Raw genomic sequence first — 16640 nt, forward strand, 5'->3', positions numbered from 1 at the left:
GCGTGAGCGTCGGCGGACGATACACGTCCTGATGACGCGCTACAGGTGCGCGACGGCACAGAGGAACCCGGGGTGGTCCGGGCGCTTGACGAGAAAGTAGGAAGTCTGATTCTTCTGCTGAAATGGCTTGCTGCACTCATCGCCCTGCTGCTCGTTGCCATTGCGCTCGCTAGAATCTGATCATAGGCGTCTGCCAGATGCAGCAGTCTGGCAGACGCGCTGCGCTTTCGCACAAGCCTTATGGTCGGGAGTTCATTGGTATCTGAAGCCACGACCGCAGCCGCCCATCGCGAAAGTCGGGCATCGATTGTGGGCTTCACGAATGGTGTGGCGATCAGCCAGCGTGTTTCGAGGGTACGGCTATGAAAATGTCTCACAGCATGCAGTCTGATTCGGCCGGGCCGGTTTGGGGGCTGATTCTGGGGGTGATCCTGATGATGGTTGGGATCGGCATCGGGATCTATGTGAGATCATCGGAACCCGGCGGCTCTCTTGATGAATCGCTGGCGATGTCTGCAGTGACGGCGGGCGCCTTGCTAGCTGTGTATGCCAGCCGGGAAATCAGGCGCAGTCATCGATAGTCCCCGGGCCACAAGGCCGAATTGTAAGCGTACCGTGACGTTGAATCGGGCGCGACTGTTGCTGCTGCGCCCCGTCGGGCTCGGGTCGTCCCCTTTCGATCACCGATCCTGTGGTTTTCGCGAGCTCTTTTGAATCAATTTGCGCTCACGCGAAGTGCTTCCTCATGCACACTGCGGTAGATGGGCAGAGCCGCATGAACTGTGCCGTTTCACGCATCTCATCCGGCACTTCGGTCCGCTTGACTGCGCTGTAGCCGCGATTCCCGAAAAACTGTGGCGCGCTCGTTGTGAGCAACCACAAGCTGCCATAGTTGCTCGCCCTGGCTTCCCGTTCGATGGCCAGAAGCAGGGACGTGCCGAGGCCCGTTGCTCGAAGATGCAAGGCGACAGACAGCGATCTGAGCAACGCGTCAGCGCCCAAAGGTTCCAGACAGACACTTCCGACTATCGCTGCCCCTTCGTCGACTGCAACGAGAAACCCCGGTAGCAGCGCGGTCGTGACGTCCTCTGTTGGCAACTCGCACGTTGCCAGCAGGCTTTTGATCCCGACGAGATCGTCATCTTTGGCGGACCTAATTTTCATGGCATGCTCCGTTCCCGTGCCGCAACCTTCCTTGATGCGTCGACCGTCGAGCGCGCGATGAACATAAAGGCGCACGCCGATACCAGCGCCACGCCCGGGACCGCCCATTCGACGCGAAGATAGTTACCGGTCATTGTCCAGACTGCCGCTGCCGGGATCGGCGGGATGCCCTTCGCGATGTTCGCCGGCATCGAAAGCAGGCCGCTCACCGCGCGTACCCTTCCGTCCAGAGGATGTTCTGGACGATGGTTCCGCGCAAGATCGTCATCATGTCGTTGGAGCCACCATAAATCAGCGCGAACAGGATCAACGCCGCACGCGATGTACCGGCAACCAGAAGGTTCACATCCAGGCTCGAGTTCAACCGGTACGACGAAGAGCGAAAAGGCGTAATAGACCGTTCCCCATGCGACGAGTTGGGCGACGGCCAGCGCCCATGTCGCGGTGTTCTCGCCTGGCTTACGATCCGAAGCGGGGGGCGCCATGGGTCAGATGCTTGTCTGGTTGACGCGTTTCATCAGCTCCTCAGCGCTCTCCTTGCGCTCGCTGTACCGGTCCACAAGATACGGACCGATGTCGCGCGTCAGCAGCGTGAATTTGACCAGTTCCTCCATGACGTCAACGACGCGGTCGAAATAGGCTGAAGGTTTCATGCGGCCGGCGTCGTCGAACTCCGTGAACGCCTTGGCCACCGACGACTGGTTGGGGATGGTCAGCATGCGCATCCACCGTCCGAGCACGCGCATCTGATTGACGGCGTTGAACGACTGCGAGCCGCCGCTGACCTGCATCACGGCAAGCGTCTTGCCCTGGGTCGGCCGCACCGCCCCAACCGAAAGCGGAATCCAGTCGATCTGCGCCTTCATGATGCCGGTCATCGCGCCGTGCCGCTCGGGCGAGCACCAGACCATGCCCTCCGACCACAGCACCAGCTCGCGCAGCTCGGCCACCTTGGGATGGCTGTCCGGCGCGTCGTCCGGCAGCGGCAGGCCGCTCGGATTGAATGTGCGCACTTCTGCACCCATCGCCGTGAGCAGGCGTCCAGCTTCCTCGCTCAGCAGGCGGCTGAACGAGCGCTCGCGCAGCGAACCATAGAGCAGCAGGAAACGCGGCGGATGCGGCGACGCCTTTGCAGGCTGCAGGCGATTGATATCGGGCACGCGAAACAGTGCCGGGTCCACCTGCGGGAGGTCAGTCGTGAGATCGGACACGTTTGCCCTCTGTGATCGTTTCTGTATTCCTCAGGCGCACTCGTACCAGTCCTTTGAGCGGTTGACGATGCGCACCACGAGCAGCATGACCGGCACCTCGATTAGCACGCCCACGACCGTTGCGAGCGCGGCCCCTGAGTTGAATCCGAACAGACCGATTGCCGTGGCGACAGCCAGTTCGAAGAAGTTCGACGCACCAATCAGCGCCGACGGACAGGCAATGTTGTGTTTCTCGCCGACCGCGCGATTGAGCCCGTATGCAAGAGCCGAATTGAAAAACACCTGGATGAGGATCGGCACAGCGAGCAGTACGATAACGAGCGGCTGCTTCAGGATGGCCTCGCCCTGGAACGCGAAGAGCAGCACCAGCGTCGCCAGCAACGCGGTGATGGACCACGGGCCTATTTTTGCCATCGCTGCATCGAATGCCGCCTGCCCCTTGACAAGGAGCACCTTGCGCAGGATCTGCGCGAGGATGACCGGAATCACGATGTAGAGCACGACAGACGTGAGCAGCGTCGCCCACGGCACCGTGATCGCGGAAATGCCAAGCAGCAGGCCGACAAGCGGCGCAAAGGCGACCACCATGATGCTGTCGTTCAGCGCGACCTGGGAAAGCGTGAACAACGGATCGCCGCCGGTCAGCCGGCTCCAGACAAATACCATCGCCGTACAGGGCGCGGCGGCAAGCAGGATCAGGCCCGCGACGTAACTGTCGAGTTGCTCTACAGGCAGCATCGGCGCGAACAGGTGCTTGATGAAGAGCCATGCGAGCAATGCCATCGAGAATGGTTTGATCAGCCAGTTCACGACGAGCGTCACGCCGATGCCCTTGACGTGCTCGCGCACCTCATGCAGCGCGCCGAAGTCGACCTTGACGAGCATCGGGATGATCATCACCCAGATCAGCACGCCGACCGGCAGATTGACGTGCGCATATTCCAACCGGCCGATCATCTGGAAGACACCAGGCAGCACCTGTCCAAGGAGAATGCCGGCGACGATGCACAGCGCGACCCAGACGGTCAGGTATCGCTCAAAGAAGCTGATGGCCGGTTTCGCGGCCGGCTTCCCCGAAGCGGCAACATTGGGGGTGTTCATGGGGTGACTTGATGGAGAGGATTCAGCTCTGAAGGATGTCGTTTAGCGCCTGCTGCAGTTGGGCGTTGTCCAGTCTTTCGAGCGGGAGCGCGAGCAGTTGCAGCATGCGATAGCCGATCGCTTCGCGCGTGAGTTCGAATGCGTGCCGTTTGGCTTCATCGCCGCCCGGCGCGTTCGACGGATCGGCGTAGCCCCAGTGGACCTTGACAGGGCTGCCCGGCCAGAACGGGCACTGTTCGGCCGCAGCGCTGTCGCAGACCGTGATGACGATGCGCATCTCGGGCGCGCCATCCTGCGCGAATTCATCCCAGCTTTTGCTGCGATAGCCTTCCGTATCAATACCGGCGTTCGTCAGCGCTTCGAGCGCGAACGGATTGATGCGACCGCTCGGCGCGCTGCCCGCGCTGTACGCGCGGACGTCCTTGCCGAGCTTCTTCGCCCAGTGGTTCAGCATGCCTTCGGAAAGCACACTGCGCGCGGAATTGTGCGTGCAGAGGATGAGTACGTTTGTGGTCATGGTGTTGTCTGTGGGCAGCGTGATCAGCAGCAGGCCGAACCGGCAGGTTTAACAGGGAAACCAACGGGTTTGCCGCTCGGGGCACAGCAGGACGTTGCCCCTGTCGACGACGATGTTTGCCTGCTCTCGCCATATACCTGAGCGCCGTCCAGCGTATGAAAGTGCTCCCAGGCAATCCCCTGCGGATCGAGAACCCAGTGCTTGTCGCTGCGCGCATAGCAGCAGGTTGTCTCGCCCTGGTCGAGCAGGGCCATGTCCGCCGCCTCCGCCCGCGTTGCGAGTTCGGCAAGCTCGGCCGCATCGTCCACCTGGAAGCCGAGGTGGTCCACGCCGGCCTTCGTACCGCGTGTTGAAATCGCAAAGTTCACGCGGGGATCGTCCAGCATCCATTTCGCGTAGTCCACCTCGACGCGCGCTGGTTCTGCGGCGAACAGCTTCGAATAGAACGCGATACTGGCTGCGAGGTCGTCAACGTGGACGTGGATGTGAAACCGCTTCATGGTGGTTCTCCGTCAGCATTTGCATGAGGCCGCGCCAGGTTCAAGGCAAGGCTGCCCCTGACAGCAGTTTTCGGTCAGGAAACCAAGGACCGCGTTCATCTGGTCATAGGCGGCCCGATAGATCAGACTGCGACCGTCGCGCTCCTGCGTGACGAGCCCCGCGTGCATCAGCTCCTTCAGGTGAAAGGAGAGCGTCGCATTGGGAACGTCGAGCTGTTCCGCCATGGCGCCCGGCGTCAAGCCGGTCGGGCCAGCGACAACCAGCATGCGGAACACGCGCAGGCGCAGTTCGTGGGCGAGCGCCGCAAGGGCGCGGATAACGTCTTTATCTTCCATAATTCCAATATATTCGAAATGTTACGTGAAAGCAAGCCACTGCGGCGGTTCGCCGGGAACATACACTCTCTGACTTCCATGCGCGGCCAAACCGCCGTGCTAGCTAGAAACAACGCGTGGCAACGCCGACGCAAATGAGGTCAGCGGCGGCTATCGTTTTGAGAGCGGACGTCAACGGGGTGGTGGTCGAAGGACAGGGTCGACTTCAGCCAACCGCCTCGGGCAACAGTCGGCGGCAACTGCCATTCGGCTACGTTGGGATTCTGCCATCGGAGCGGCCGCATCACTCTGAAACCTGACGCATGAGCGGCGCCGATCAGTGCATTCCGATGCGTTTAATATGTAACCGAACGAGTGAGTCACCGCGCTGAATGTTGCGCGTTGCCACACACGGCAGCGAGTGTGCGCAATCGAACTAAATAGCTGGTCCACTGTTCGCTCGGAATCGTTGGTCCGCCCCTCCGAACGTCGCTACCTGCCGGTCGTCATGGTTTCGCCGAGTACCAGCTAACGGGCTTGACTAGGTTGGCAGATAGCGAACGATCCAGTTCCATCAGCGCCGCAGTGCGTATCTGGGCATGTCGCTTATCGATCCGAATGTAATCCGAGGCATTTGATCCGCTCCATCTATCCGAAGGGACATTGGCTGCTCCCTGTGCAGTCGCAACATAACTGAAATTGTGATCGAAAAACTCGATTTTTATGTCTGCGACCTCTGTATCGCCCCATGGATCGTAAAATATATTAACAACGGCAAAATCATCCGGCTTGCTATTCTTTGCCTGACTGACATTTTCATAAAACATGACCTCCCCGAAATTACTGGTCAGCGATTTTGTAATCCATCGGACAAAATAGCTGGGGTCGCTCTTTTCCGCGCAGCTTTTTCGCAATGAATCTTTCAATATTGGATTGCCTTCGCCATCCTCGCAGAACTTCTTATAGTCTCTCAGGTACCGAACATTAGCTATCGAGTTTTTGCTCAGGATGACCGCCAGTCGGGCATTTGGCCCATTCAACACCTTTTTGGCTCTTGACTGGGGTTTCTGCGTAGGAATGACTCCGTCGTCCATACTCACTTGCGGCGGCACTGGCGGCCCTGCGCACGCCTGGACCAAGATGCAAAGACCAGCGGCCGCCATCGCCCGACATTGAATGCCTGCACGCATATGATTTCCTCTCCGGAGATTGACGCACGTTGATGTTTAATTAATGTGCGCAAGCATAGCGCGCGTCCGTGGTCGGCCCGTACGTGCAATTAATAGGCCTCGGATTGTTATCGCTCGGCTTCATCGCGGCGTTTCCCGTAACAGTTGGGGTTGCTATCATCGCGGCGGCTGCGGCGCGCGCGCCGGTGGCAGCTTGATTCGCAGATATTGCTTGCGTCGTGCCACCGAGGACCGACAGAATCATTCCAAAACCCTCATCGGAAGACGCGGCGCCATCTGCCAGTTGATCGAATGAGGCGCCAGATTCCGTCGGATCGAAAGCTGGATTGATTGCAGCGTCATTGAACATCTTCGCTACGTCGCCATCAGCCGCGTTGGGGTCCTTTGAGCCATCACCATCTTTTTTACGGTCGTCCTTCATCGCGTAGGTTTGGCAGCTATCGATCGACACCGTTTGATCTGTGATTGTCGTTGTTCCGAAAATCTGCTCAATGACAGTTGTCTTGTGATCAAAAACCGAAATGTAGGGCGTGGAGTCAACGTAAAAGGTGACCTTTGAACACTGCGCTCCCGGGACGGTCAGTTTAATTTCTGCGGCCGAGTTAATCTTTGCAGGGTCGTTCCGGATACTTTGCACCCTGTAGCTCGCCGTGCAGGTGCCGACAGGTTTGTCAAAATCGCAGGACTGCGCGTTGGCGATCATCGGGCAAAACAGGCACACGACAACGGCGGCCGGAATTGATCTGTTCATTTATGCCTCCGACAAGTCAGCCTGAAATTGAAGACGGTCCATTGAAGGATGTCTTAGTGCCGAGGCTGGCGTTGTTGCATCACTCAAATGGATGAAAATATTCGTGAAATGTGCGCTGGCGAACATGGGGCATTCCGAAAAATCCTAAACTTGCGGAGCAACTTGCCCAGTGCGTAATGAGCAAGAAAGGCGGCGAGCCCTCCAAGCGGCTCCCGGACGCCGGGCGATCTTATGACAGAGAGCACCACGTCAGCGTCCGTTACGACGGGGACATTGCAATGGACAAGAAAGATGGGCTCGTTGGAGATCTATATGAATCCGCTCTCCGCCAGGACGGCTTCTTTGAGGTGGTCCAGCACATGGCAGAATGGATTGGCGCGGACATCTTCCACATGTACAGCGTCGACGCCGTAAGGGATGTGCCACATTTTTCGCACTACTCGTCTGCCGCGACCACGTTCGAAGCAATGATTGGCCATTATGTCCAATACTACCGGGCCCTTGACCCTCGAGTCGATCTTGTAAACAGCCAACCGGCCCAGACCTGGTTCGCCTGCCAGGACCACTTTGACGATCCCTACGTTTCCCGTAGCGAATTCTTCCAGGATTTTCTGATTCCAAATGGATTGCGCTACATGTTTGGGACCCGCATCGCAACAAGCGGCCGGGACGACGTGCTTGTAGCCTTTGTTCGGGCTGCGGGCCGCACGCCGTTTGAAGCGCGGGAGCGTGCAAAACTGGCGTCTGTCAGCGGACACCTGCAAAGGGCCATCCGGCTCTGGCAGGACGCGTTAGTGTTACATCATGACGCCGCCACTGGTGCCGAACTCGCTGGACAGCTAAATGTGGCGGTGTTCGCGCTAGACAAGAATTTTCGGACAGTTTCGGCTAACCGCGAGGCTGAAACCATGCTTCGCGCGACGGGTTGTCTGAAGCTGCAGCATGGCCGGCTGGCCGCGACATCTTCGAAACAGAATGATCGCTTGCAGGGGGCCCTCGCACGGGTGCTCAAAACTCGTATCGGTGAAACCGTAGTTTTATGCGAGGAAACGACTGGACACTTCGAGATTTTTCTCGGAATCAGCGTATTGCCGCGCGACGCTCTCGGCCGGCAATGTGCAGGAGCGTCATTGCTTGTGATGGCACGTCGTCGTGGCTGTACCCCACTCGCAACCGCCGACCAGTTACGCCAGGCATTCAACTTGAGTACCGCCGAGGCTAAGGTGGCCGAAGCGCTGATCGAGGGAAGGTCGCCTGACCAATACGCTGAACGCAACTCAATCAGCATCTCGACCGTTCGGACCCAGCTTCGGGCAATTTTCGAGAAAACCCGGACGCGTTCTCAGGCCGAGGCAGTAGGACTGATGGTATGGGTCCTCACGCAACGTGTGAGTCACCTTACGGGCAAAACCAGCGAATGCGAGCGACAAGGATGAGTGATGCGATACCGAGAGTTGTAAGAGGCTAGATGCGCTATCGCGAGTCTTACATCGTTTTGTTCGATGCCGGCGGGCGTACCCGAACAGCCGCTGGACCTTGAAAAACGGACACTGGTATCCCGAAGGCCCGAGTGGCTGTTCAGGGTCGCAGAATAGGGGTGGGAAACGGCGATCGCCGTTTCCTACCCCTATCCGTCGCTTTGAGAGCGGACGTCAACGGGACGGTTGGTCGAAGGACCGCTCGGGGGTCGTTTCCGGAAGCCGCTTCACCGCTTTCCAGAAAATGGAAACGCACGACGATGAGCCGTGCATCGTCGTGCGCTGGCTTGCAAAGTGCGCGCTGCGTCGTCACTACCTGTCCCCGCTGCCACGGCGTTCGGCTAACTTTAGAACTTGTGCAGCACGCCGATCGCAACCGCCAGCTGGTTCGAGCCAGTGGCCACGGTCGTCGTCGCGACCGGCGTCGCCCAACCCGTCGCGCTCAGCGCAGCCTTCGAGCTGTTGATCACATACGTGATGTCGGTGTACAGCGCCGTGCGCTTTGACAGCCAGTAATCCGCATTGAGACCGGTGCTCAGTGCGTGTGCGTCGACATCTCGATACGAGTGGTAGTACGCCGCGGCTGAGACGTCCAGCGCCGGGGTCGCCTGGTAGCGCAGGCCCGCGAACGCCATCGACTGCGGCGGCGAAGCCGCGAGCGTCGACTTGACGTCGTTCAGCAGCAGTTCATAGCCTCCGTACAGTGTCGCCTTGGCGATCTGATACGAACCCCCAACCACGTATCGCCGTTCGCTGTCACCCGAAGACGCGATGACCGACCCTTGCCGCTGCTCGTACACGAACGTGAGGTTTAATGGACCTTGTAAAAAGCGCCCGCCGATGTCGTACTGCTTGCTGACGCGGAACGAGCCGGCCACTGGCACGCTGTAGGTCACCGCGTCATAGCCGAAGCTGTACAACGCATTCAGCTCGAACGGTCCCACATGACCGAGATACGAAACCGAGTTGTCCGCGCGACCGACGAACTGCGCGTCCTGCGCCGAAAGCCCGTAACTCGAATAGCCGAGCGGATCGAGCGCGAGGAAGTAACGGTACATCGGCGTCATCTGACGGCCGAGCATCAACGCGCCGTAGGTGTTCGATTCCAGTCCGACGAACGCCTGGCGGCCGAAAAGCCGCCCCCCTTGCTGAAGGGCACCCGTATTCATCGCCATGCCGGATTCGAGCGTGAAGATCGCCCGCAACCCATTGCCGATATCTTCCTTGCCGGTGAAACCCCAGCGTGAATTCAGCCGGTTGCCGGAGCCGAGCGCGACCTGCGCGCCCGACTTTCCCTGCGCCGTGGCGGCGTGTGTCACGTATGTCACCCCCGAGTCGACGATGCCATAGAGCGTGACCGACGACTGCGCCTGCGCCGCGCCGCTGATGCCGATACCGATGCCGCATGCAAAAAGGACCTTCGATGTCCCGGCGAAAGGCTTGTGTTTCACCACGTGTCTCCAGTTTTAAAATATATTCTTTAGTATTACGAAATAGTAATTTCGCGATGAATCCTGTAAAGGAATCCGGCGAGCCGGCTTCCAGGGAACCGGCTATTCGCGCGCAATATGCGGGTTGACAAAAAGCATCGCTGCGACCGCGATAACAGGTCCGATTGCGAGCGTAATCACCGCGAGCATGAATGAATGACTCGCACCATACAGCGAGCCAACCACGATCGGCGACACTGCGCTGCCGGTCTGCCAGATCGCATTTGTCCACCCGGCGCTTGCACCCGCGAGACGTTTTCCGGAAGCGTCGCTGACCTGTGCCATCAGCACCGGCAGATAGCCGAACGCGAAAGCCCCCAGAATCGGCGCGACCAGATAGAACTCGTGCACCGTCGAGCAGTAGCCGAACGCCAGTAGCGTGATCGCGAATGCGACCAGGCAACCGATCGACATCATCCGTCGCGACACGCCGGGCAAGTCGGAAATCCAGCCGAGCGTCGGTTTCGCGATCACCGCGCCGATGCCGAACGAAGCGACGATCGACCCGGCTACGATCGGCGAAATGCCGTATTGCCGTGTCATCAGCGCGTTGCCCCATGCACCGAAGCCGACGGTCGCCCACAATCCGCCGCAGCCTGCGACCGAGAGCGCGATCAGATTGCGGTTGCGCAACAGGCCGAGCATTTCCTGCGTGCTGTTGCGCGCCGGCTTCGGTTCGCTCGATGGGCGGTTTTTCAGCAGCAGCAACGCTACGATGCCCCACGCGAACGTGACGATACCGAGCATGTGGAAGGCGTTCGGCCAGCCGTGGCGCGCGGAGAACGACGGCACGACCGCGTTCGCGATCACGACGGCGAGCGACGTCGCGGTGGTGTAGAGGCCCATTGCGCGGCCGCGGTCGCGCGTGAACCACGCGGGGATGATCTTCATGCCGGCCGAGTAGTCAGCGCCCGCCGCGAAGCCCATCGCGGCCTGGATAACGATACCGAACGCGAGCGAATGGGTGTAGCCGAACGTGAACGTGAGCACACCGAGCGGCAGCAGTGCGAGCGTCAGCATTGCGCGGCCGCCCAGCAGATCCGTCAGCATGCCGCCGATCACGTTCGCGACCACATAGCCAGCATAAAACGCGGTCACGAACGCACCGAGCATCGACACGCTGATGCCGAGCGACGCGCCAACGGGCGCGGCCACTGTGCTCCATGCAACGCGGACCACATAGCTGAGCAGAAAGGCGGCCCAGACAATGAACAGTGCGACCCAGCGATACGGGCTCACGTCGGCATTATTCGCCGCCTGCGCAACGTTGCCCGTGCGGGCGCGGACGCTCACGGGCATGCCCTCCGACGATGCCAGATTCTTCTCCATGACTCCTCCAATACCGGACGTGCCAGTAGCCGCCCGTTTTCTTTCTGATGGATGGCGACGGCCGCGCGAAACAGCGAGACCGTCGATGATCGTTAGAGATCGAGCACGAGCACCCTCGACTTCGCACGCGAGCAGCACGGCAGGAACTGGTCATTGCGCGCCTGTTCTTCAGGCGACAGGAACAGGTCTCGATGATCAGGCTCGCCTTCGAGTACCCGCGTGATACAGGTGCCACAGATGCCCTGCTCGCACGACACCGGCACGTCGACGCCTGCTGCCGCGAGCGCCTGCGTCACCGTGCAGTCGGCTGCAATCGAAACGACGCGGCCAGAGCGCGCGAGCCGCACATCGAACGAAGCGCCATCGCCCAACGACTGCCCCGCCGCGAAGTATTCGTAGTGGAGACGATCGTCACTCCATCCCAGCGAGCGCGCCGTGTCGAGCACCGCATTCATGAAGCCCTGCGGCCCGCACACGTACAGATGCCGCTCTGTGCCGACGCCCGCCAGCAGCACGTTCAGATCAAGCCGTCCGTGCTCGTCGTCGAAGTGGTATTGCACATTATCCGCCCACATCGACACGGCGATCCGCTCAGTGAACGCTGCACGGCTCTTCGAGCGCGCACAGTAGTACATCTCGAACGCTTCGCCCGCCGCTGCCAGTTGCTCCGCCATGCAGAGAATCGGCGTCACGCCAATCCCGCCCGCCAGCAGCAGCGGCTTCGCGTCAGTCCGTGCGAGCGGGAAATGATTGCGCGGAACGCCGATGCGAATCGCGTCGCCTTCGCTTACAGCATCGTGTATCCCCTGCGATCCGCCGCGCGAAGCGGCGTCGCGCAGCACAGCGATCTGATAGCGGTGGCGTTCTGCAGGTGCATTGCACAGCGAGTACTGCCGCACGGGCCCTCCCGGCACGTAGACGTCGATGTGTGAGCCAGCGTCGAACGGCGGCAGATCGCGGTCATCGATGTCGACGAAGTCGAATCCGACAATCCCGTCGGCCTCCTCACGTCGCGCGGCGACACGCACCATCAACGTGGAATCGGTCATGTTCATGCGGCCTCCTCCACTCACATCGCCGAGAGGCCGCCGTCGACCATCAGCGTTGTGCCGGTGATGTATGACGCCTCGTCGCTCGCGAACCACAGAATCGGCCATGCAATCTCTTCGGGCGACGCCCACCGGCCCATCAACGACGTATCCTGGCGCTGCGTCTTCAGCACTTCGACGCTCTTGCCCGATGCAATGGCCTTGTTCACGTGAAATTCGGTGAGCGTCGAGCCGGGACACACCGCGTTCACACGCACGCCGTTCGCAGTCTCCTCGAACGCGAGCGTGCGGGTCATCGCGAGCATGCCGGCCTTGGTCGCGTCATACAGACCCATGCCCTTGCGCCCGGTCTCGGCATAGCATGACGACACGTTGACGATGCTCGCGCGGCCCGCGCGGCGCAGGAACGGCAGCGCCGCCCGGCAATAGTTCGATGTGCCAATCAGATTGACCGACACCATCGCCTGCCACTCAGCCGGCGTCGCGTCGGCGAGCGCGCTGTAGTTGCGCATCGCCGCGTTGTTCACCAGCACGTCGAGCCGGTCGAACGCGTTGGCGGCTAGCTGAACCGCGCGCGTCGCATCGGCTTCGTGCGACACGTCGGCCGCGAACGTCTCGGCACGCGCGGACGGATCGGCCGCCTTCAGTTCTTCCACGACGCGAGCGAGCGCGTCCGGGTTCGCATCGACGAGCACTACCGCGGCCCCCTCCGCGCAGAACACGCGCGCGGTCGCGGCGCCGATGCCGCCTCCGCCGCCAGTGATCAGCGCGACCTTGCCCTCAAGTCTTTTACGTTGCTGCATTGCATGCCGGCGCGAGTCCGGCCTCCTTGTACGGATTGGCAAATGTCCAGATGGATCGGACGACGACAAGCGTTGCGGAGCTAAAGCCGGCCCCGCCAGGCCTCAGATCGAGTAGATCGGCTGGTCCTTGCCGTCGTGGAGATGGATCACCGCCCATTCCTGCGGCTTCTGATCGCGCGGCAGCAGCACGCCGGCAGCACGCACGCGCTGCTGATCGGCGTCGATCGCGGGCGGATCGGTGTCGGGCACCAGAGCCGTCGCTGCCTCGTACATCATGCGACGCGCCATCACGATCGCGCGGTCGGTCGGCAGCAGCTTTTCCTTGCTGTGGTCCTGGATCGGCCCCATGCTTTCCTGCAGCGACGCGTCCTGCATCGCGAAGCCGAACACGCCTGAGTACGCGCGCTTTTCCTTCTGCGCCTGGCGGTCGATCAGGTAGTCGTTGTCCTTGTTCGCCTTCGGACGGAACGTGCCACCCTCTTCGTATTCGCAGTGGATGCCCTTGCCGGCGTTCAGGTCGGCGAGTTCCTGCTCATCGAGCGGGCGGTCCGGACGGAAGTTGATGCTCCACGCCCAGCAGGTGTGATCGTCGATCGGCACCCACACGTGGCCGGCGAGCGAGTGATCACCGAACGGTGGGATCAGCGTGTACCAGGGAAACAGCCACTGCGTCACGCGCCAGTAGTACGAGTCCGGCTCGCCGTTGCGGCGGCCGAACAGCGTGAGGCCGAACGGCTGCTTCTCGATCTCGAAGATCACGTTGCCGTCTGCCTTGATGTAGTCGAGCGCCTTCGTGCCCTGGTGCATGGGGTCGTCGTCGACTTCATAGCGGTGCACGTACGACACGTGGCTCGTGTCGATCCCGCCTTCCATCGCCTGCAGGTAGTTCGACTCCTGCAACCGCTTCGACACGAACACGTGACTCTCCGGCAGGTTGCACCATTCGAGGTCCGGCGGTGCCGGCTGACGGTCCTTCGGTCCCATGTACGCCCACACGATGCCCGCGCGTTCGATGCACGGATACGCCGTGATGCCCATGTGCTTGCACGCCTGTGGCGCGGACGGCACTTCCACGCAGTTGCCGTTGCGGTCGAATTTCAGGCCGTGATACGAGCAGCGGATGCCGTTCTCTTCGTTGCGGCCGAAGTAAAGCGATACGCCGCGGTGCGAGCAGAACTCGTCGATCAACGCCGGTTGGCCTTCTGAATCGCGAAACGCGAGCAGCTTTTCGCCGAGGATCTGCACGCGCACCGGCGGGCAATCGGGTTCGGCGATCTCGCTCGTCAGCAGGATCGGCACCCAGTAACGGCGCATCAGGTTGCCCATCGCGGTTCCCGGGCCCGTGCGCACCAGGGTCTCAGACATGTTCTTGTCCATGCTTTCTCCTTCTCCTGAATCAGTTCATTGTGTTGCCAACTTGTCCGCTGTATGAGACAGTATTCTCATTATACGGACACATTGATCCTGGTCAAGAAATAGGCACCAGGACTTTCACTACAATGTGCAGTCGGCACACCATGACCATGGGCAGGAAATTTCAAATGGAAGAGAAAAAAGCGCACGAAAATGTGCGGGCCGTCGAGCGAGCGCTTGAGATTCTCCTGGCGTTCCGGCCAGGAGACGCCGAACTAACGGTGGCGCAATTGCTTACCCGCGTTGATCTCAGCCGGCCGACGCTGTACCGGCTGCTCAGTACACTGGAGCAAAGTGGGTTTCTGAGTTCGGCAGGGGAGCCGCAGCGGTTTAGCCTGGGCAGCGCGATCGCGCAGCTCGCGCACGTATGGATGACCAGCCATAGCGTGGCGCAGATTGCGCAACCCATGCTGCAGCGGCTATGGGACGAGACGGGCGAAACGGTCGCGCTCTTCGTGCCGCAGGGCGTATACCGGGTTTGCGTGGCGGAGATGGAGAGCCCACAGCCCCTTAGCTTTCGCCGCGGCGTCGGCTATCGCGAGAAGCTCATGCTCGGGGCGAGTGGCCGCTCGATCCTGGCACATATGCATCTCAGTGCCGAGGAACTGCATCGCTATGCATCCGATACGCAGCATGACGTCACGCATTTCATTGCGGATCTCGAAACCATCCGCAAACAGGGCTATGCGACCAGCCATCACGAGTTGATCGAAGGCGCCGTGGCGGTAGCCGCACCGTTTTTCAATGGAGCCAATCAGGTGGCTGGTGCGCTCAGCATATTTGGCCCCAGCGTGCGCGTGACACAAGAGCGCGTTGCGCTCTTCAGAGACTTGCTCAAGCGCGAAACCGCAAATCTTTCGCGCGCGCTCGGTTACAAGGCAAAGACCATCTAGTTGGCGACGAAACGCTTTCAACAGATAGATTCGGGCAGCGATACCCGTCGTCGATTCCGCGATGGCTGAAGGAAACGACAGTGTCAGTCCGGCGAAATGAACAGGCTGTTGTTGACCCAACCGAACAAGAGATAGCTTGTGCGGTAAATGAGCGGCGTATCCATAGCGGGGAAGTGCAAGCCAAGCTGCCCTAATCGATCGGGTGTGCTTGCGGTGCGGTTTGCTTCTTCCAGACACAGAAACAATTATGGAGGTTCGCGCGGGCCAAGTGAATAGTCTCGCGGCGCGCACAGAGCGCACAGCAAACGGTCAGTGACCGTCGGCCCCGCTCTGCAAAGCAGGGAATAAGCATGTGAAAATTCGTTCGTTATGCCGGCGCGAACACCGGGTTAAGCTGAGCAACTGTGCGATACGTTCGCCCACGCCTCAGCTATCTGGAATTCATGCTGTCACACGCCGATGCTTTTTCCGACTGGCTGCTTGAAGATCTCGAACTGCACAGCACGCTGTTTCATGTTGGCCAGTATTGCGGCGCCTGGCAGGCCTCCACGAGCGGCCATCGCCGCGCCAGTTTTCATGTCGTTCTGCATGGCAGCTGCTGGCTACATCTGCCAGCTGGAACCACCCGGCGCGCGCGTAGCGTGGCGCTCGCGGCCGGCGACGCCGTCTTCCTCCTAAATGACCAGCCTCACTGTCTCTCTCCCGACCCGCAACCGCCCGCGCCGGGCCGCGAGAGTGTGCGCGATGGCCAGATGACACCGCTAGATGCACCAGGCCAAGAAGCGCCGGGCAGCCTCGGCCTCGCCTGCGGCTTCTTCGAGTTCAAATCGGGGCTCGACGGTCTCGTTCTCGGCTTGCTGCCGGATCACGTCATCGCGCGCCACGATCAGCCCACGCAAATGGGTGCGCGCCAGATCTTCGAACTGATCCGCGCCGAAGCGCAACTCGACCCGCATGCGCCATCGCCGCTGATCGCGCGCCTGACCAGCCTCTTGTTCGTCTACACGCTACGTGCACTCGATAGCAACGACGAACTCGCCCCTTGCTTCTTCGCGCTGCTGCGCCGTCCTGCGTTCGCGCCGCTCATAGCGGCGATCGTCGCGACGCCCGGTGAACGCTGGACCACTGCGCGCATGGCCGATTTCGTCAATATGTCGCGCGCGCGCTTTTGCAAGCAGTTTGCCGAACTCGCGGGACAGCCGCCCGCCCAATTCGTGACGCTCGTGCGCATGAAATTCGCCGCGTCGATGCTGAGCACCGGCGCGAGTACACCCGATGCGGCCGAGCAGGTGGGGTATCAATCGGAGTCGGCATTCGCGCAGGCGTTCAAGCGCGTGACCGGTCTGCAGCCGGGCGCATGGCGCCGCACGGCTGGCGAGAGCGCTCGCGGCGTGCTGCACTGAGCGGTGCGAGACAAATCCGCATGATTCGCAGAC

19 protein-coding genes are annotated in these 16640 nt (G+C 60.7%); 4 read left to right on the forward strand and 15 right to left on the reverse strand.

The window, feature by feature from the left end:
• Positions 1-362: 362 nt before the first annotated feature.
• Positions 363-581, forward strand: coding sequence for a hypothetical protein (locus tag BFD71_RS33655; protein ID WP_069268550.1), 219 nt, complete (start codon positions 363-365; stop codon positions 579-581).
• A 145-nt stretch (positions 582-726) separates the two neighbouring features.
• On the opposite strand, the gene arsN2 is transcribed toward BFD71_RS33655, so the two are convergent.
• From arsN2 to BFD71_RS33695, 10 genes are all read right to left on the reverse strand, one after another.
• A complete protein-coding gene (gene arsN2 / locus BFD71_RS33660; protein ID WP_069268551.1) occupies positions 727-1164 on the reverse strand; it encodes an arsenic resistance N-acetyltransferase ArsN2 in 438 nt (145 codons plus the stop codon).
• Positions 1161-1373, reverse strand: coding sequence for a hypothetical protein (locus BFD71_RS42425; protein ID WP_069268552.1), 213 nt, complete (start codon positions 1371-1373; stop codon positions 1161-1163). Before BFD71_RS42425 ends, arsN2 begins: the two co-directional genes overlap by 4 nt.
• Positions 1370-1510, reverse strand: coding sequence for a hypothetical protein (locus tag BFD71_RS42430; protein ID WP_256095021.1), 141 nt, complete (start codon positions 1508-1510; stop codon positions 1370-1372). The genes BFD71_RS42425 and BFD71_RS42430 overlap by 4 nt, the downstream gene beginning before the upstream one ends.
• A gap of 142 nt (positions 1511-1652) precedes the next feature.
• The gene (gene arsH, locus BFD71_RS33670) at positions 1653-2375 is read right to left on the reverse strand and encodes an arsenical resistance protein ArsH (RefSeq protein ID WP_069268553.1); all 723 of its coding nucleotides are present in this window, start codon (positions 2373-2375) and stop codon (positions 1653-1655) included.
• 30 nt (positions 2376-2405) lie between these two features.
• Positions 2406-3476, reverse strand: a complete 1071-nt coding sequence (gene arsB / locus BFD71_RS33675) for an ACR3 family arsenite efflux transporter (RefSeq protein WP_069268554.1) — start codon at positions 3474-3476, stop codon at positions 2406-2408.
• A gap of 22 nt (positions 3477-3498) precedes the next feature.
• Positions 3499-3993: an arsenate reductase ArsC gene (locus BFD71_RS33680; protein ID WP_069268555.1), complete on the reverse strand. Its 495-nt coding sequence runs from the start codon at positions 3991-3993 to the stop codon at positions 3499-3501.
• 23 nt (positions 3994-4016) lie between these two features.
• A complete protein-coding gene (locus BFD71_RS33685) occupies positions 4017-4493 on the reverse strand; it encodes an ArsI/CadI family heavy metal resistance metalloenzyme (protein ID WP_069268556.1) in 477 nt (158 codons plus the stop codon).
• A 12-nt stretch (positions 4494-4505) separates the two neighbouring features.
• On the reverse strand, positions 4506-4829 hold the full coding sequence (locus BFD71_RS33690) for an ArsR/SmtB family transcription factor (protein ID WP_069268557.1): 324 nt from the start codon (positions 4827-4829) through the stop codon (positions 4506-4508).
• A gap of 485 nt (positions 4830-5314) precedes the next feature.
• Positions 5315-5998, reverse strand: coding sequence for a hypothetical protein (locus tag BFD71_RS40975; RefSeq protein WP_141710888.1), 684 nt, complete (start codon positions 5996-5998; stop codon positions 5315-5317).
• A 40-nt stretch (positions 5999-6038) separates the two neighbouring features.
• Entirely contained in the window at positions 6039-6749 is a 711-nt protein-coding gene (locus tag BFD71_RS33695) for a hypothetical protein (RefSeq protein ID WP_069268558.1), read from the reverse strand.
• A 176-nt stretch (positions 6750-6925) separates the two neighbouring features.
• Between BFD71_RS33695 and BFD71_RS33700 the strand changes: the two genes are divergently transcribed.
• On the forward strand, positions 6926-8185 hold the full coding sequence (locus BFD71_RS33700; protein WP_256095022.1) for a helix-turn-helix transcriptional regulator: 1260 nt from the start codon (positions 6926-6928) through the stop codon (positions 8183-8185).
• Between the two features lie 389 nt (positions 8186-8574).
• Here the strand turns inward: BFD71_RS33700 and BFD71_RS33705 are convergent, their stop codons facing one another.
• From BFD71_RS33705 to BFD71_RS33725, 5 genes are all read right to left on the reverse strand, one after another.
• On the reverse strand, positions 8575-9678 hold the full coding sequence (locus BFD71_RS33705) for a porin (RefSeq protein ID WP_256095023.1): 1104 nt from the start codon (positions 9676-9678) through the stop codon (positions 8575-8577).
• A gap of 102 nt (positions 9679-9780) precedes the next feature.
• Positions 9781-11046, reverse strand: coding sequence for an MFS transporter (locus BFD71_RS33710; protein WP_069268560.1), 1266 nt, complete (start codon positions 11044-11046; stop codon positions 9781-9783).
• Positions 11047-11138: 92 nt separating this feature from the next.
• The gene (locus BFD71_RS33715; RefSeq protein ID WP_083245614.1) at positions 11139-12101 is read right to left on the reverse strand and encodes a PDR/VanB family oxidoreductase; all 963 of its coding nucleotides are present in this window, start codon (positions 12099-12101) and stop codon (positions 11139-11141) included.
• A 14-nt stretch (positions 12102-12115) separates the two neighbouring features.
• The gene (locus tag BFD71_RS33720; RefSeq protein WP_069268561.1) at positions 12116-12898 is read right to left on the reverse strand and encodes an SDR family NAD(P)-dependent oxidoreductase; all 783 of its coding nucleotides are present in this window, start codon (positions 12896-12898) and stop codon (positions 12116-12118) included.
• Positions 12899-13000: 102 nt separating this feature from the next.
• The gene (locus tag BFD71_RS33725) at positions 13001-14275 is read right to left on the reverse strand and encodes an aromatic ring-hydroxylating dioxygenase subunit alpha (protein WP_069268562.1); all 1275 of its coding nucleotides are present in this window, start codon (positions 14273-14275) and stop codon (positions 13001-13003) included.
• Between the two features lie 164 nt (positions 14276-14439).
• On the opposite strand from BFD71_RS33725, the gene BFD71_RS33730 reads away from it, so the two are divergent.
• Together BFD71_RS33730 and BFD71_RS33735 are read left to right on the forward strand one after the other, a co-directional pair.
• The gene (locus tag BFD71_RS33730) at positions 14440-15204 is read left to right on the forward strand and encodes an IclR family transcriptional regulator (RefSeq protein WP_069268563.1); all 765 of its coding nucleotides are present in this window, start codon (positions 14440-14442) and stop codon (positions 15202-15204) included.
• 443 nt (positions 15205-15647) lie between these two features.
• Positions 15648-16607 (forward strand): AraC family transcriptional regulator, encoded by a 960-nt coding sequence (locus tag BFD71_RS33735; protein WP_069268564.1) that lies wholly within the window; start codon positions 15648-15650, stop codon positions 16605-16607.
• The last annotated feature ends 33 nt before the right edge of the window (positions 16608-16640 follow it).

Origin of the sequence: Paraburkholderia nodosa, assembly GCF_001718195.1 — a bacterium.
Classification (GTDB): Bacteria; Pseudomonadota; Gammaproteobacteria; order Burkholderiales; family Burkholderiaceae; genus Paraburkholderia; species Paraburkholderia nodosa_A.

What these genes read in the sequence shown, in the direction of transcription:
- BFD71_RS33655 (WP_069268550.1), top strand. Translation starts at nt 363, where the DNA reads ATGAAAATGTCTCACAGCATGCAGTCTGATTCGGCCGGGCCGGTTTGG.
- arsN2 (WP_069268551.1), bottom strand. Translation starts at nt 1,164, where the DNA reads ATGAAAATTAGGTCCGCCAAAGATGACGATCTCGTCGGGATCAAAAGC.
- arsB (WP_069268554.1), bottom strand. Translation starts at nt 3,476, where the DNA reads ATGAACACCCCCAATGTTGCCGCTTCGGGGAAGCCGGCCGCGAAACCG.
- BFD71_RS33680 (WP_069268555.1), bottom strand. Translation starts at nt 3,993, where the DNA reads ATGACCACAAACGTACTCATCCTCTGCACGCACAATTCCGCGCGCAGT.
- BFD71_RS33685 (WP_069268556.1), bottom strand. Translation starts at nt 4,493, where the DNA reads ATGAAGCGGTTTCACATCCACGTCCACGTTGACGACCTCGCAGCCAGT.
- BFD71_RS33690 (WP_069268557.1), bottom strand. Translation starts at nt 4,829, where the DNA reads ATGGAAGATAAAGACGTTATCCGCGCCCTTGCGGCGCTCGCCCACGAA.
- BFD71_RS40975 (WP_141710888.1), bottom strand. Translation starts at nt 5,998, where the DNA reads ATGCGTGCAGGCATTCAATGTCGGGCGATGGCGGCCGCTGGTCTTTGC.
- BFD71_RS33695 (WP_069268558.1), bottom strand. Translation starts at nt 6,749, where the DNA reads ATGAACAGATCAATTCCGGCCGCCGTTGTCGTGTGCCTGTTTTGCCCG.
- BFD71_RS33700 (WP_256095022.1), top strand. Translation starts at nt 6,926, where the DNA reads ATGAGCAAGAAAGGCGGCGAGCCCTCCAAGCGGCTCCCGGACGCCGGG.
- BFD71_RS33710 (WP_069268560.1), bottom strand. Translation starts at nt 11,046, where the DNA reads ATGGAGAAGAATCTGGCATCGTCGGAGGGCATGCCCGTGAGCGTCCGC.
- BFD71_RS33715 (WP_083245614.1), bottom strand. Translation starts at nt 12,101, where the DNA reads ATGAACATGACCGATTCCACGTTGATGGTGCGTGTCGCCGCGCGACGT.
- BFD71_RS33720 (WP_069268561.1), bottom strand. Translation starts at nt 12,898, where the DNA reads ATGCAGCAACGTAAAAGACTTGAGGGCAAGGTCGCGCTGATCACTGGC.
- BFD71_RS33725 (WP_069268562.1), bottom strand. Translation starts at nt 14,275, where the DNA reads ATGGACAAGAACATGTCTGAGACCCTGGTGCGCACGGGCCCGGGAACC.
- BFD71_RS33730 (WP_069268563.1), top strand. Translation starts at nt 14,440, where the DNA reads ATGGAAGAGAAAAAAGCGCACGAAAATGTGCGGGCCGTCGAGCGAGCG.
- BFD71_RS33735 (WP_069268564.1), top strand. Translation starts at nt 15,648, where the DNA reads ATGCTGTCACACGCCGATGCTTTTTCCGACTGGCTGCTTGAAGATCTC.